The 12,300-nt window shown below is 62.6% G+C and carries 15 protein-coding genes; 8 read left to right on the top strand and 7 right to left on the bottom strand.

The genetic code is table 11. From position 1 onward, the window contains the following. Nucleotides 1–3: 3 nt before the first annotated feature. Both LB541_RS11605 and LB541_RS11610 read right to left on the bottom strand, forming a co-directional pair. On the bottom strand, nucleotides 4–192 hold the full coding sequence (locus LB541_RS11605) for a hypothetical protein (RefSeq protein WP_140628632.1): 189 nt from the start codon (nucleotides 190–192) through the stop codon (nucleotides 4–6). 61 nt (nucleotides 193–253) lie between these two features. Continuing rightward, nucleotides 254–730: an Lrp/AsnC family transcriptional regulator gene (locus LB541_RS11610; protein WP_140491470.1), complete on the bottom strand. Its 477-nt coding sequence runs from the start codon at nucleotides 728–730 to the stop codon at nucleotides 254–256. Nucleotides 731–867: 137 nt separating this feature from the next. On the opposite strand from LB541_RS11610, the gene phhA reads away from it, so the two are divergent. Then, entirely contained in the window at nucleotides 868–1,704 is an 837-nt protein-coding gene (phhA, locus tag LB541_RS11615) for a phenylalanine 4-monooxygenase (RefSeq protein WP_140728795.1), read from the top strand. 41 nt (nucleotides 1,705–1,745) lie between these two features. Here the strand turns inward: phhA and LB541_RS11620 are convergent, their stop codons facing one another. Continuing rightward, entirely contained in the window at nucleotides 1,746–2,366 is a 621-nt protein-coding gene (locus LB541_RS11620; RefSeq protein WP_224519054.1) for an Lrp/AsnC family transcriptional regulator, read from the bottom strand. 315 nt (nucleotides 2,367–2,681) lie between these two features. On the opposite strand from LB541_RS11620, the gene LB541_RS11625 reads away from it, so the two are divergent. From LB541_RS11625 to LB541_RS11635, 3 genes are all read left to right on the top strand, one after another. Then, the gene (locus LB541_RS11625) at nucleotides 2,682–3,446 is read left to right on the top strand and encodes a transporter substrate-binding domain-containing protein (RefSeq protein ID WP_224519058.1); all 765 of its coding nucleotides are present in this window, start codon (nucleotides 2,682–2,684) and stop codon (nucleotides 3,444–3,446) included. A 178-nt stretch (nucleotides 3,447–3,624) separates the two neighbouring features. Further along, on the top strand, nucleotides 3,625–4,929 hold the full coding sequence (locus LB541_RS11630) for an NAD(P)/FAD-dependent oxidoreductase (RefSeq protein WP_140685599.1): 1,305 nt from the start codon (nucleotides 3,625–3,627) through the stop codon (nucleotides 4,927–4,929). After that, nucleotides 4,926–5,900, top strand: a complete 975-nt coding sequence (locus LB541_RS11635) for an amino acid ABC transporter permease (protein WP_224618461.1) — start codon at nucleotides 4,926–4,928, stop codon at nucleotides 5,898–5,900. The genes LB541_RS11630 and LB541_RS11635 overlap by 4 nt, the downstream gene beginning before the upstream one ends. A 212-nt stretch (nucleotides 5,901–6,112) precedes the next feature. On the opposite strand, the gene LB541_RS11640 is transcribed toward LB541_RS11635, so the two are convergent. The 3 genes from LB541_RS11640 to LB541_RS11650 form a co-directional block, all read right to left on the bottom strand. Further along, on the bottom strand, nucleotides 6,113–7,552 hold the full coding sequence (locus tag LB541_RS11640; RefSeq protein WP_140491459.1) for a GMC oxidoreductase: 1,440 nt from the start codon (nucleotides 7,550–7,552) through the stop codon (nucleotides 6,113–6,115). Then, nucleotides 7,549–7,719, bottom strand: coding sequence for a hypothetical protein (locus tag LB541_RS11645; RefSeq protein WP_181165184.1), 171 nt, complete (start codon nucleotides 7,717–7,719; stop codon nucleotides 7,549–7,551). The genes LB541_RS11640 and LB541_RS11645 overlap by 4 nt, the downstream gene beginning before the upstream one ends. 210 nt (nucleotides 7,720–7,929) lie before the next feature. Further along, nucleotides 7,930–8,691: a GGDEF domain-containing protein gene (locus LB541_RS11650; protein WP_140491457.1), complete on the bottom strand. Its 762-nt coding sequence runs from the start codon at nucleotides 8,689–8,691 to the stop codon at nucleotides 7,930–7,932. Between the two features lie 160 nt (nucleotides 8,692–8,851). Between LB541_RS11650 and LB541_RS11655 the strand changes: the two genes are divergently transcribed. Further along, entirely contained in the window at nucleotides 8,852–9,562 is a 711-nt protein-coding gene (locus LB541_RS11655) for a pyrimidine 5'-nucleotidase (RefSeq protein ID WP_140491455.1), read from the top strand. 76 nt (nucleotides 9,563–9,638) lie between these two features. On the opposite strand, the gene LB541_RS11660 is transcribed toward LB541_RS11655, so the two are convergent. Beyond that, on the bottom strand, nucleotides 9,639–10,484 hold the full coding sequence (locus LB541_RS11660; protein ID WP_224618463.1) for an LOG family protein: 846 nt from the start codon (nucleotides 10,482–10,484) through the stop codon (nucleotides 9,639–9,641). Nucleotides 10,485–10,630: 146 nt separating this feature from the next. On the opposite strand from LB541_RS11660, the gene dapD reads away from it, so the two are divergent. The 3 genes from dapD to LB541_RS11675 all read left to right on the top strand — a co-directional run bounded on the left by dapD (nucleotide 10,631) and on the right by LB541_RS11675 (nucleotide 12,250). Continuing rightward, the gene (gene dapD, locus LB541_RS11665) at nucleotides 10,631–11,485 is read left to right on the top strand and encodes a 2,3,4,5-tetrahydropyridine-2,6-dicarboxylate N-succinyltransferase (RefSeq protein ID WP_140491451.1); all 855 of its coding nucleotides are present in this window, start codon (nucleotides 10,631–10,633) and stop codon (nucleotides 11,483–11,485) included. A 71-nt stretch (nucleotides 11,486–11,556) separates the two neighbouring features. Beyond that, nucleotides 11,557–11,880, top strand: coding sequence for a DUF805 domain-containing protein (locus tag LB541_RS11670; protein ID WP_140559068.1), 324 nt, complete (start codon nucleotides 11,557–11,559; stop codon nucleotides 11,878–11,880). Further along, nucleotides 11,873–12,250 carry a DUF805 domain-containing protein gene (locus tag LB541_RS11675; protein WP_224519055.1) on the top strand — a complete coding sequence of 126 codons (378 nt, stop codon included), beginning with the start codon at nucleotides 11,873–11,875 and terminating at the stop codon, nucleotides 12,248–12,250. The genes LB541_RS11670 and LB541_RS11675 overlap by 8 nt, the downstream gene beginning before the upstream one ends. Nucleotides 12,251–12,300 lie beyond the last annotated feature (50 nt).

Here is a 12,300-nt window from a genome sequence, read left to right on the forward strand (position 1 = left end):
AAGTCAGGCGCGGTGCGAATGCATGGCCGCGAGCACGGCAGGTTTCCATGCCGTCCGTTCGAACACCATCGATTGCTCTTCCGCGTCTGTGGCGCGCTCCGGAAATCGGCCATCTTTCATCCGGCCATCGCGCGTCAGAAATCCCCAGACTCGCGGACCAGAGCCGCCGTCCATCTGCGTATACCAGCGCATGGAGAACGAGCTTCATGGCGGGACCTCTTCATGGGTGATCCGCCCATGCTGGCCGGCGCCATCACCGCCGCAGATGTCCGAGCGGCACGTGGCCGGGTCCCTTGATGTTCTGCAGCACGAGCTGCGTGTGGACGTCGCGCACACCGTCAAGCCGCATCAGCCGGTGCATGACGAAGGCGTTGAGTTCGTCGACCGACGGCACCATGACATGCAGCAGGAAGTCGTGGTCGCCGGTCATCGTCCAGCAGGATGATACCTCGTCCATGCGCTGGACCGCGGCGATGAAACTCTCGGGCGAACCGTCGCTGTGGCTGACCAGCCGCACCTGGATGAACACCTCGACCGTCAGGCCGACGGCACGGCGGCTGAGCACGGCGGCAAAGCCCTTGATGATGCCGGCCTCCTGCAGCGCCTCGAAGCGCCGCGCGCAAGGTGTCGTCGACAGGCCGATCTCCTGCGCCAGTTCGGAGACCGGCTTGCGTCCGTCGCGCTGGAGGATATCGAGCATCTTGATCTCGAAATCGTCGAATTGAGGCATTTTCACTCCGCTATGGCCCATTCCGAGTGGATGTTATCCAAAAATCCTCATTCCGGCCATCACCAAAACCGATTTGCCTCCGCAAGTCCGGTTAACTTCGGGGACATCCGGAATTCAAGATTGGCGAGGAGAAAACCATGACGACGATGAGCGTTGCCGAATATGCCCGCGACTGCGCGGCTCAAGGGTTGCGCGGCGACTACTCGGTCTGCCGTGCCGATTTCACCGTGGCGCAAGGCTATGACTACAGCGCCGAGGAACAGGCGGTGTGGCGCACGCTGTGCGACCGCCAGACGAAACTGACGCGCAAGCTCGCCCACCATTCCTATCTCGACGGCGTCGACAAGCTCGGCCTGCTCGACCGCATCCCGGACTTCGACGAAGTCAGTGCCAAGTTGCGCAAGCTCACTGGCTGGGAGATCGTCGCCGTGCCAGGGCTCATCCCGGCCGCGCCCTTCTTCGACCATCTCGCCAGCCGCCGTTTCCCCGTCACCAACTGGCTGCGGACGCAGCAGGAGCTCGACTACATCGTCGAACCCGACATGTTCCATGATTTCTTCGGCCATGTGCCGGTGCTGTCGCAGCCGGTCTTCGCCGACTTCATGCAGATGTATGGCCAGAAGGCCGGCGACATCATCGCGCTCGGCGGCGACGAAATGATCAGCCGGCTCTACTGGTACACGGCCGAATACGGCCTCATGCAGGAGAGTGGTCATCCGCTGAAGGCCTTCGGCGCCGGTCTGATGTCATCCTTCACGGAGTTGCAGTTCGCGGTCGAAAGCAAGGATGCGCACCATGCGCCTTTCGACCTGGAAACGGTGATGCGCACGGGCTACGAAATCGACAAGTTCCAGCGCGTCTATTTCGTGCTGCCGTCCTTCGACGCGCTGCGCGACACATTCCAGACCGCTGATTTCGGGGCGATCGTCGCTCGCCGCATGGGCGAGCCCGCACTCGACCCGGCGACTGTGTAGCCGGATTTGGATGGGCAGGGGCGAGCGAAACCTCGCCCTTCCTACAGTGCGGCATAGATGTTGCGATTGAACTTCGTCTCCATCACCACATGCGATGCGGTTTTGACGATGCCGCTGATTTCATTCAGCGCATTCACTTCCCGGTTCAGCTTCTCGAGCGTCTCGGCCGCGACATGGATGATCAGGTCCCACTCGCCGGTTATGGCATAGACCGCCTGGATCGAAGGCATCGCCTTGATCTTCCTGGAGACGTCAGGGTAGCTCTTGTTGTTCAGGGCGGCGAAGGTGAAACAGTGGACGGAATTCTGTGCCGCCTCCTTGGTCAGCCGCACCGCGTAGCCTTCGATGACCCCGCCCGCCTCGAGCTTTTGTATGCGCTCCTGCAAGGCAGTCCGGGATACGCCGAGCTGACGCGCCAGTGATGCGACCGGCTCACGCGCGTTCTTCTGCATCAGCGCGAGCAGCTGGCGATCTTTTTCGGTCAATTCCACAATCAATCCTCTCCTTCGATCCGCCCTGGAACCCGTCCAATCGCTCGGCGCGATCCTATCGGCTGAACCACCGCCGCGACAATCCTCAGGAACCGCCGGTGCAGGCTGCGCAAGGCGCAAATATCCGGCATTTTGCCGCCTCACGGCACGTAATGACTGCATGGCTGCCATTATCCGGCATTTCGCCGGGTGGAACCCTGCTTTTCGCGACCTGAGTGTCAACTGTCACAAACGCCAGTCCATGAGGGGGAACAGCTTCGGCTGCGATGGACGCAAATCGACACCGAGCCGCGTTGGACTTGCATCCGCAAGCCGAACGCCACGGTACGCCGCGGAGACGTCGCGGACGAGGCCGATCGAAACAACCACTGGTGCCCGACGCAGGTACCGTCATTTCAGCTGCATCCATAAGGGAGGATAACTTTGAAAAAACTGCTCGATTTCGCCATTCTTGCCGTCGCGACATTCGCGATCACGACGGCGGCCATGGCCGGAGAAACTTTGGATCGCGTCACGTCGAAGAAGGCGATGGTCGTCGCCACCAACGCCGCCTGGCCGCCGCAAAGCTTTCTCAATGACAGCAACGAGCTCGCCGGCTTCGACATCGACGTCTCGCGCGAGATCGGCAAACGGCTGGGGGTCGAGGTCTCGTTCGAGACGCCCGACTGGGCGACCCTGACCGGCGGCCGCTGGCAAGGGCGCTACGACCTCGGCGTCGGCTCGGTCACGCCGACCAAGGCCCGTTCCAAGGTGATCGATTTTGTCGGCATCTATTACTACAGCCCCTATGTCTACGTCGTGCACAAGGACAGCACCGCGAAGTCGGTCGCCGATCTCAACGGCAAGGTGATCGGCGTCGAGACGGCCACCACCTCGGAGGATTTCATCCGCCGCAAGCTTGAGATCGACGCGCCCGGCCTGCCTCCCGTCGAATACAAGCTGGAGCCCGGCGAGATCCGCACCTTCGCCGATTCCATGCTTCCCTTCGATGACCTGCGGCTTGGCGACGGCGTCCGCCTGAATGCCGTGATCGCGCCGGAGCAGACGGCGCAGAACGCCATCAAGAACGGCTATCCCGTGAAGATCCTCGAAGGGGAATATGCCTTCCGGGAACCGCTCGTGGTCATCGCCGAGAAGAACGATCCCGAGTGGACCGCAAAGGTTTCGGGCATCATCGCTGAGCTGAAGAAGGACGGCACGCTCGCCGCGCTGACCACGAAATGGTACGGCAAGGACTACAGCGCCAAATGACGTTGGATTGCCCGCCGGCCACCGCTCGGCGACCGGCGGGCATCACGTGTCAGATGCCGGAGCGGTGCAGCGTTTAAAACAATCGCCACCCCTCTCCAAACCTTTGTTCTTGCGCAATTCCCCAGGGAAAAGCGCTACGCGCTTTTCCTGACGAGCGGGATGCAGTTGAAAGTCGCCGATGGCCTATCCGGATACCTATTACGCCCGCACCATGATCGACCGGAAGATCAGGCCCCCGCTCCGCGGCGAGGCGCACTGTGACGTGGCCATCGTCGGCGGGGGACTGGCCGGCCTGACCACGGCGCTGCAGCTGTCGCGTTCCGGGCTGCGCGTCGCCGTGCTGGAGGCCCAGGTCGTCGGTTTCGGCGCCTCCGGCCGCAATGGCGGCTTCGTCACGCCTGGCTTCGCCACCGGCGGCGACACCATTGCCGCACGCGTCGGCAAGGAGGCCGCGCGGCAACTGCACCAGCTGTCGATCGAGGGCGTCGAATTCGTGCGTCACACCATCGAGGCGCTCGACATATCGGCCGCCACGCCGCGCGACGGGCTGGTCAGCGTCCTGCGCTACGACGATGGCGACGCGCTCAAGGCCTATGCCGACCAGGCGGCGCGCGACCACGGATACGAGCTTCAATATCTGCGCAGAGAAGACGTCCGTTCGGTGCTTAAATCGGCTCGCTACTATCAGGGCCTGCGCGACCCGAAAGCCTTTCACATCCATCCGCTTAATTATCTGCGTTCCGTGGCCGATGAGATCGAGCGGCTTGGCGGCAGCATCCATGAGAGCTCCGAAGTCGTGCAATGTGATCTGTCGGGGCCGCAAAAGATGCTGCGCACTCGAGAGGGCACGCTTCGGGTAACTCGCGTCGTGGTGGCTACCGGCGGCTACACCGGCCCGGTATTCACCCAGCTCCACCGCGCCTTCCTGCCCATCGCGACCTATGTGATGGTTTCCGAGCCGGCGCCGCGCCTGATCGCGCAAGCCGTTGCGACCACGGACGCGGTCGGCGACAACCGGCGGGCCGGCGACTATTATCGGCTGGTCGATGGCGGCAATCGCCTTTTGTGGGGCGGGCGCATCACCACGCGCGCCGCTTCTGCCTACGCGCTGGCGCGCGAATTGCGCCGCGAGATGGTCGGTACCTATCCGCAGCTTGCGGACCTCAAGACCGAACTGGCCTGGTCCGGATTGATGTCCTATGCCCGTCACCTGATGCCCCAGATCGGCGAATTGCAGCCGGGCGTCTGGTATTGCACGGCTTTCGGCGGCCATGGTCTCAACACCACGGCCATCGCCGGAAAAGTCGTTGCGGAAGGCATTCTGGGCGTTTCGGACCGGTACCGGCAGTTCGCGCCATTCGGATTGAGCTGGGCCGGCGGCGCCGCCGGCCTGGCGGCCGCGCAGCTCACCTACTGGAAATTGCAGGCGCAGGACTGGTGGCGAGAACGTCATGCCGCCACGAAAGACAAGGTGACGGCATGATCGGCAGGCTGATGCTCTTCTATCCGGGGATCACCCGCCGCGCAGCGGCGGGGCTCGTGCTGGCGCTGTTGGCCGCCGGCCTTTACGCGATGGGCATCAAGTCAAGCTGGATCGGCTCGGTGATTCCAGTCGCATCCGGCTGGCTGCAGGCCAACCCTGCCCTGTCGCGCGCGCTTTCCGCAGTGCTGATCGCGCTCGTTGTGCTGGTGAATTGCAAGCTGCTGCTGCTTTTGCCCCGACGGCAGCAGATCGTCGGCGTCTGGATCGAACTGTTCGTGCTCCTGATGCTGTTCTTCTATTCCTTCGACCTGTCGCTTGCCTTCATCGCCAGGAAGATCGGCTTCCTGATCACCCAGGGCGTCACCACCACGCTCTACATTTCGGCGATCTCGATCCTGATCGCGACAGCCATCGCACTTGTCGGCGCGATCGCCAAACTGACCGGAAACGGCATTGTGTACGGGCTGGCCACTTTCTACACCTCGTTGTTCCGCGGCCTTCCTTTGCTGATGCAGATCTACATCATCTATCTCGGCCTGCCGCAGGTCGGTTACGTGATCGGCGCGGTGCCGGCCGGCATTCTGGCGTTGTCGCTGTGTTATGGCGCCTACATGACCGAGATCTTCCGCGCCGGCATCGAAAGCATTCCGCGCGGACAGAGCGAAGGCGCCACCGCGCTTGGACTGAGCCCCGGCCAGACCATGGCGCTGGTCATCCTGCCGCAGGCCATGCGCGTCATCATCCCGCCGACCGGCAACCAGTTCATCGCCATGCTGAAGGACTCGTCCCTGGTGTCGGTCGTCGGCGTCTGGGAGATCATGTATCTCGCCCGCACCATGGGCCAGACGGAGTTCCGCCATATCGAGATGTTGATCACCGCCTCGATGATCTACTGGATCCTGTCGATCACGCTGGAGTTCGGCCAGGCCTATCTCGAACGGCGTTTCGGCCGGTCGGAGCGGCGGGCGTAGGAGCAATACCAGGAAAACTGCTCACGGTTTTCCGTCCAGAATAGCGTGAGGCAAAGAGCTGGGAGCTCGGCGATCCCTCAAGCGCTGAAGCGCTCGCTGGCTGCCGCCGTGGTGCTGGTGCGCATCGCCATAAACGGCTTTTAAGCCGCTCCGGCGCCATCATGTGACGCGGCCTTGCCGGGATGAGGTGATTTCGCGGGGCTGCGGAACGATCAGGCGGCGACCACCTTGCCGAGATGCTCGCCGAGCCGGCAGGCCAACGCCGTGATCGTCGTCGTCGGGTTGCATTGGCCCGAGGTGCAGAACACCGAGGAGCCGCCGACATAGAGATTGTCCATCCCGTGCACCTTGCAATTGGCATCCACGACGCTCGTGGCGACATCGGTGCCCATGCGCGTACCGCCCATGTGATGGTGACCGGCCGTCTCCTCGTCCGTCGGGTAGTCGCCGCCATTCGAAATCCAGTCGGCTATACGCACCCGGCCCAGATTCTTCTGGGCTAGCGTCGTCCCGAAAAGCCTCAGCCCTTCGAGCAGCGTGCGGCGTTCCAGGTCCGATTTCTTCCAGTGCAGCTCGATGCGCGGCACGCCGGCGTGGTCGACCACGGTCTTCGACAGCTCGACCCGATTCGAGGCCAGCGGCGCCTGCTCCCAGGCGACATAGAGCTGGGCCGCGCAGCGCAGGTTCTGGTTGAGCCTGCCCGATAGCCACTCCGCCATGTTGGGCGCCGTACAGGCGAGATCCGCGATCAGGTCCTTGACGCCGGGATAAGGCGTCTCGATCAGCCTGATGCCGAAATTCATGATCCGCAGCCGCTCCATCGCGGCCGGCATCGGCGAGAAGAAGGCCTCGTTCACCGCATCGACCTCGAATGCGCCATAGTCGGCCAGGATGGCGTTGCCGCCCTGGAAGGTCGGGTGTTCCATCCAGTAGCGGCCAAGTGCCGTCGCGTTCGGCACGACGCCGCCATTGGAGCGCTGGTTCGACCACAAAAGCAGCCGCGAATTCTCCAGCCCGCCGGTACAGACGATGAAGTAGTCGGCGCTGAAGAAGCCGGCATCCTGCCCCTGCGACCGCAGCCTGGCGCCGGTCACGCGTCTGCCGTCGCCGGCAAGCTCGGTGGCACAGGTGTTGAGCACGACAGCGATGTTCCTGCTCTTGTCGAGCTCGTCGGCGTATTTTTCAGCGAAGCGCACCGCACCGCTCTTGATCAGCTGCACCCAGCGGATGTCGTCCGAGATCGGCGCGTCCGGCCGGAAATCCGGCAGTTCCAGGATTTCGCGCACTTCGCGCAGATAGGGTTCGATGTCACTGCGCCGGATCGGCCAGCCCGTGTCCGGCACCCACGCCTTCGGCTCGAAATCCTGTTTGTCGAGCACGCGGCACCAGCCGGCCCAGTGGTTCGAGCTGCCGCCCATGAACCGCAGCCGGGTGATATCGAGATCGAAATAGAAATCGCCGACCGTGGTGCCGCGGTAGAAATCCTGCGAGGTGTCGCTGAACTCCCTGCCGCCGGCCTCCAGCACCACGACCGGTATGCCGGCGGCGCCGAGCTTTCTGGCGATCGTGGTGCCGGCCGGGCCGGAGCCGAGAACGCAGACCCTGGGCGTGAAATTCGCGGCGCGAAACGCCTCATAACTGTCGAAGATCATGCCAGGTCGCTCCGCTTCAGGATCCAGCCATTGACCTCGACGATCTCATCGGGGGCGGCTTCGGAAGAACCCGCATCGGGCAATTTGCGGAACAGCGACAGGGCAGGCACCGCGATCAGCGTCTGCATGATCATTCGGCGCGATATCTTCTTGATAAGGAAACTCATGACAGGTCTCTCGACGGGGTCTCTATCCAGGCATGTTCCCTGAACATCCAGGCATGTTCCCTGAACATCCAGGCATGGTCCCTGAACGGCACATGCTTCATCATCGAAGCCAGAAGCGTGCCAAAACTGGTTGCAAGCCGGAACAATGCGCAGCCGAGTGCAAACAGGGTTAGAGACTCCTTAACAGGCCGATATGCTGGATCGGCCCGTTCAGGCCGCCTCGGAGATGTCGGTGTCGAGGATCACCAGGTTGCGTCCCCGATGTTTGGCCTGGTAGAGGCGCCGGTCGGCGGCCCGCATCAGCTCCGACACGCTGGCGCTTTCGTCGCAGAGGGTTCCGCCGATGCTGACGGTCAGCGGAATGGTCCGCTCGTCCACGGGCCGGAAGCGGATTAGCTCGACCTCGCGGCGGATGTGTTCGGCGACGCGCTTGGCTTCCCGTTCCGTGGCTCCGACCAGCAATGCGCCGAACTCCTCGCCGCCGATGCGGCCGAGGACGTCGCCGTCGCGCACCCCGCGCTTGATGGCGCTGGCGATCAGGAGCAGCGCGTCGTCGCCGGTCAGATGGCCGAAGCTGTCATTGATCATCTTGAAATGGTCGGCATCGATGATCAGCAAGGCGCCGCGATCGGGCTTGTGCCGGGAGCCGTTGAGCACGGCAAAGAAGCTTTCCCGGTTGAGCATGCCCGTCATGTCGTCGCGGCTGGCCTTTTCCGCCAGCCGGCGATGCGCTGCGGCAAGCTGGGCGTGCGTGCGGGCAAGGTCGCGATGCGCCGACTTCAGCCTGTCGCTGTGCCAGAACGTGCTTGCGCAGGCCGCCCATGCAAGAACCAGCGGACACAATGTCGAGGTCAGCCAGATCATGCGGTTGACCGGGAATCCCATGGCGGGGACGATGATCAGGGTCAGAAGGAGCGAAACCGCGACGGAGACGAAAGCAATGGTGGCGGACTTCAGAATTATACTGCTCATCGCTGGCTCCCACTGGACCGCCTCTGTGCCAGCAAGCCCTGAAGGCCACCTTTCCAAGATGCCTAAAATTTGAACGGTGAGACTGTTCTGCCACTTTCGGCGCGTAGAAGTTGTGGATAAAGCCCCTTCAAGATCGTCCGTTTCGTGCCATAAGGGGCGCATGGCTACACACCCCGACCCCGCTCGCTTCGCCCATGTCACCGACTGGGTGTTCGACCTGGACAACACGCTCTATCCGCATCATTCGAATCTGTTCTCGCAGATCGACGTCAAGATGACCGCCTATGTCGGGGAACTGCTGTCGCTGCCGCGCGAGGACGCGCGCAAGCTGCAAAAGGAACTTTATCGGGAATATGGCACGACACTGAACGGGCTGATGACGCGCCATGGCATAGACCCCGACGATTTCCTCGAGAAGGTCCACGACATCGACTATTCCTGGCTGGTGCCGGATCCCGTCCTCGGCACCGCCATTCGCCAGCTTCCCGGCCGCAAGTTCATCTTCACCAACGGCGACCGCAGGCATGCCGAGCGCACTGCGCGCCAGCTTGGCATCCTTGATCATTTCGACGACATCTTCGATATCGTCGCTGCCGGGCTCAACCCCAAGCCTGCGCGCCAGACCTACGAGAAATTCGCCGAACTTCACGCCGTCACCGGCCACAATGCGGTGATGTTCGAGGATCTCGCGCGCAACCTGTCCGTGCCGAAGTCACTGGGCATGACGACGGTCCTGGTGGTGCCGCGCAATTTCGAGCCGACATTCTCCGAAATCTGGGAGCGCGATCCGGCGCAGGAAGATGATGTCGACTTCGTCACCGACGATTTGGCCGGGTTTCTGACGGAGATAGTCGTGGGGATAAGGCAGTAGGGCAGTAGGGCAGTAGGAAGATGAGGGGCGCTCTCAGCCCTTGATTCTAGATATACTGCCTTACTGCCCTACTCCCTTACTCCCCTAACTTATAGAACCGGCTGACGATGCCCCAGGCCTCGTCGGCGGTGTCGACGAAATCGATGATGTCCTGGTCGCCGGGACTGATCGTGCCTTGCTCGGCGAGGAAGTCGAGATCGATCGCCCGTTTCCAGAAGGATTTGCCGAACAGGATCACCGGCACGCGCTCCATGCGCCCGGTCTGGATCAGCGTCAGCGTCTCGAAGAATTCGTCCATCGTGCCGAAGCCGCCGGGAAACACCGCGACGGCCTTCGCGCGCATGACGAAATGCATCTTGCGGATGGCGAAATAGTGGAAGTTGAAACAGAGTTCCGGCGTCACGTAGGCATTGGGCGCCTGCTCGTGCGGCAGAACGATGTTAAGGCCGATAGAGGGCGCGCCGACATCGTCGGCGCCGCGATTGCCCGCTTCCATCACGCCGGGCCCGCCGCCGGTCACCACGACATATTCGCGGTAGTATGAACCGGCCGATTGCTGCGAGCAGAGGCGGGCGAATTTGCGCGCTTCCTCGTAATATTTGCTGTTTTCCTCAAGGTTCTTCTTCTGCGTCTCGTTTTTGGCCGCCCAGGCCTCGCCGCCGGGTTCCGGCAGCCGCGCGCCCCCGAACAGGACCACGGTCGAGCGGATACCGCGCTCGGCCAGGATCATCTCCGGCTTCAGGAGTTCGAGCTGCAGCCTGACCGCGCGCAATTCGCGCCGCGTCATGAAGTCGGGATCGTTCCACGCCAGGCGGTAGGTCTCGGCGCGCGTCTGCGGCGTGTCCGGCACGCTCCTGGCCCGCTCCAGATCCTCGTCCGAATGCGGCAGTGGCGTCCAGCCCGCCTTTTCCATGGGTGTCATGATGTCAGGTCCGTCCATTTCATTCACTTGCGCCGTCCCATGGCGCAGTCGCGATTGACCCCTACTCTGCCTTCACATAGGGTCCGCGCGATTTTCAAAACAGGTTAAGGCTCAGCCCCTTAACAGCCTGGTAATGGAGCGAATTCATGTCGAAGCCGGATCTGGCGAGCCTCGAAAAGACCATCGACAAGGCCTTCGAGGAACGTGACGCGATTTCGACGGCGACCAGAGGCGAGACACGCGACGCCATCCAGTCGGCGCTCGATCTGCTCGACCGCGGCACCGCCCGCGTTGCCGAGCGCCAGGCCGATGGCCAGTGGCATGTCAACCAATGGCTGAAGAAAGCCGTCCTTTTGTCCTTCCGGCTGAACCCGATGGAGATCATCAAGGGCGGTCCCGGCCAGGCCGTGTGGTGGGACAAGGTGCCGTCGAAGTTCGACGGCTGGAGCGCCGTCGATTTCGAGAAGGCCGGTTTCCGCGCCGTGCCATCGTCGATCGTGCGCCGCTCGGCCTATGTCGCGCCGGGCGCCGTGCTGATGCCGTCCTTCGTCAATGTCGGCGCCTATGTCGATTCGGGCACCATGGTCGATACCTGGGCTTCGGTGGGCTCCTGCGCCCAGATCGGCAAGAATGTGCACCTGTCGGGCGGCGTCGGCATCGGCGGCGTGCTGGAGCCGATGCAGGCCGGTCCCACCATCATCGAGGACAATTGCTTCATCGGCGCGCGCTCGGAAGTGGTCGAAGGCTGCATCGTGCGCGAGGGCTCTGTGCTCGGCATGGGCGTCTTCATTGGCCAGTCGACCAAGATCGTCGACCGCGCCACCGGCGAGATCTTCTACGGCGAAGTGCCGCCGAATTCCGTCGTCGTAGCCGGTTCGCTGCCGGGCAAGCCGTTTCCGAACAATGAGCCGGGCCCAAGCCTCTATTGCGCGGTCATCGTCAAGCGGGTCGATGCCAGGACCCGGTCCAAGACCTCGATCAACGAATTGCTGCGCGATTGATCTTTTTGGAAAGCGGGCGCACCTTCCGCCGGCGCGACGATCGGTCGCGCCGGTTCAACATGGAGGGTGGCATGGACTGGAGATGTCTGCTGACGAGCTTCGACGGCCGCATCGATCACGCCAAGTTCTGGGCCGGCATCGATATATTCATCGTCATCGGTATTGTTGCCTTCATTCTCGATGCGATTCTCGGCACGCGCTTCACGACCGCAGGCGGCGGCAGGATCGGCATCATCGGCATGCTCGTCGCGCTGGCGTCGATCTATTTCGCGATTGCTCTCTATGGAAAACGCTGGCACGACCGCGACAAGTCGGGCTGGTGGACGCTGATCGGTCTCAGCGTTCTCGAAGGCGCCCAGGGTGTCAATCAATATGGACGGGACCCGCTTGCCTGACAGATCCAACCTTACTTGGCTTTTCTTCAAGACATCGGGCCGCGTCAGCCGCGCGGCCTATTTTCTTGGTGGGCTGCTCGTGGCCATCATCCAGGCCTTCCCGCTCTATCGTTTCACGCTGGTGCCGGAAGGCTCGCCCGAGAGCAACATGTGGTCGTTCGTCTTCTTCATCGCCTTCGTCGCCTCGCTGTGGTCGAACATCGCACTGGCGGTGAAGCGGCTGCACGACCTCGACAAGCCCGGCATCGCGGCGTTGATCCTGTTCGTGCCGGTCGTCTCGATCGTCGCCTTCGTCGTGCTTTGCCTGTTTCCGGGCAAGCCCGGACCCAACCGCTATGGCAAGCGCACCAATGCACCGGCCGAACCCTGAGCGCCCATCATCGCGATGCGCTACTGACGGTATGCATGAAAATGAAGGCC

Source organism: Mesorhizobium sp. BR1-1-15 (genome assembly GCF_020165475.1).
GTDB lineage: Bacteria > Pseudomonadota > Alphaproteobacteria > Rhizobiales > Rhizobiaceae > Mesorhizobium.

What these genes read in the sequence shown, in the direction of transcription:
- LB541_RS11605 (WP_140628632.1), bottom strand. Translation starts at nt 192, where the DNA reads ATGCGCTGGTATACGCAGATGGACGGCGGCTCTGGTCCGCGAGTCTGG.
- LB541_RS11610 (WP_140491470.1), bottom strand. Translation starts at nt 730, where the DNA reads ATGCCTCAATTCGACGATTTCGAGATCAAGATGCTCGATATCCTCCAG.
- phhA (WP_140728795.1), top strand. Translation starts at nt 868, where the DNA reads ATGACGACGATGAGCGTTGCCGAATATGCCCGCGACTGCGCGGCTCAA.
- LB541_RS11620 (WP_224519054.1), bottom strand. Translation starts at nt 2,366, where the DNA reads ATGGCAGCCATGCAGTCATTACGTGCCGTGAGGCGGCAAAATGCCGGA.
- LB541_RS11625 (WP_224519058.1), top strand. Translation starts at nt 2,682, where the DNA reads ATGGCCGGAGAAACTTTGGATCGCGTCACGTCGAAGAAGGCGATGGTC.
- LB541_RS11630 (WP_140685599.1), top strand. Translation starts at nt 3,625, where the DNA reads ATGGCCTATCCGGATACCTATTACGCCCGCACCATGATCGACCGGAAG.
- LB541_RS11635 (WP_224618461.1), top strand. Translation starts at nt 4,926, where the DNA reads ATGATCGGCAGGCTGATGCTCTTCTATCCGGGGATCACCCGCCGCGCA.
- LB541_RS11640 (WP_140491459.1), bottom strand. Translation starts at nt 7,552, where the DNA reads ATGATCTTCGACAGTTATGAGGCGTTTCGCGCCGCGAATTTCACGCCC.
- LB541_RS11645 (WP_181165184.1), bottom strand. Translation starts at nt 7,719, where the DNA reads ATGAGTTTCCTTATCAAGAAGATATCGCGCCGAATGATCATGCAGACG.
- LB541_RS11650 (WP_140491457.1), bottom strand. Translation starts at nt 8,691, where the DNA reads ATGAGCAGTATAATTCTGAAGTCCGCCACCATTGCTTTCGTCTCCGTC.
- LB541_RS11655 (WP_140491455.1), top strand. Translation starts at nt 8,852, where the DNA reads ATGGCTACACACCCCGACCCCGCTCGCTTCGCCCATGTCACCGACTGG.
- LB541_RS11660 (WP_224618463.1), bottom strand. Translation starts at nt 10,484, where the DNA reads ATGACACCCATGGAAAAGGCGGGCTGGACGCCACTGCCGCATTCGGAC.
- dapD (WP_140491451.1), top strand. Translation starts at nt 10,631, where the DNA reads ATGTCGAAGCCGGATCTGGCGAGCCTCGAAAAGACCATCGACAAGGCC.
- LB541_RS11670 (WP_140559068.1), top strand. Translation starts at nt 11,557, where the DNA reads ATGGACTGGAGATGTCTGCTGACGAGCTTCGACGGCCGCATCGATCAC.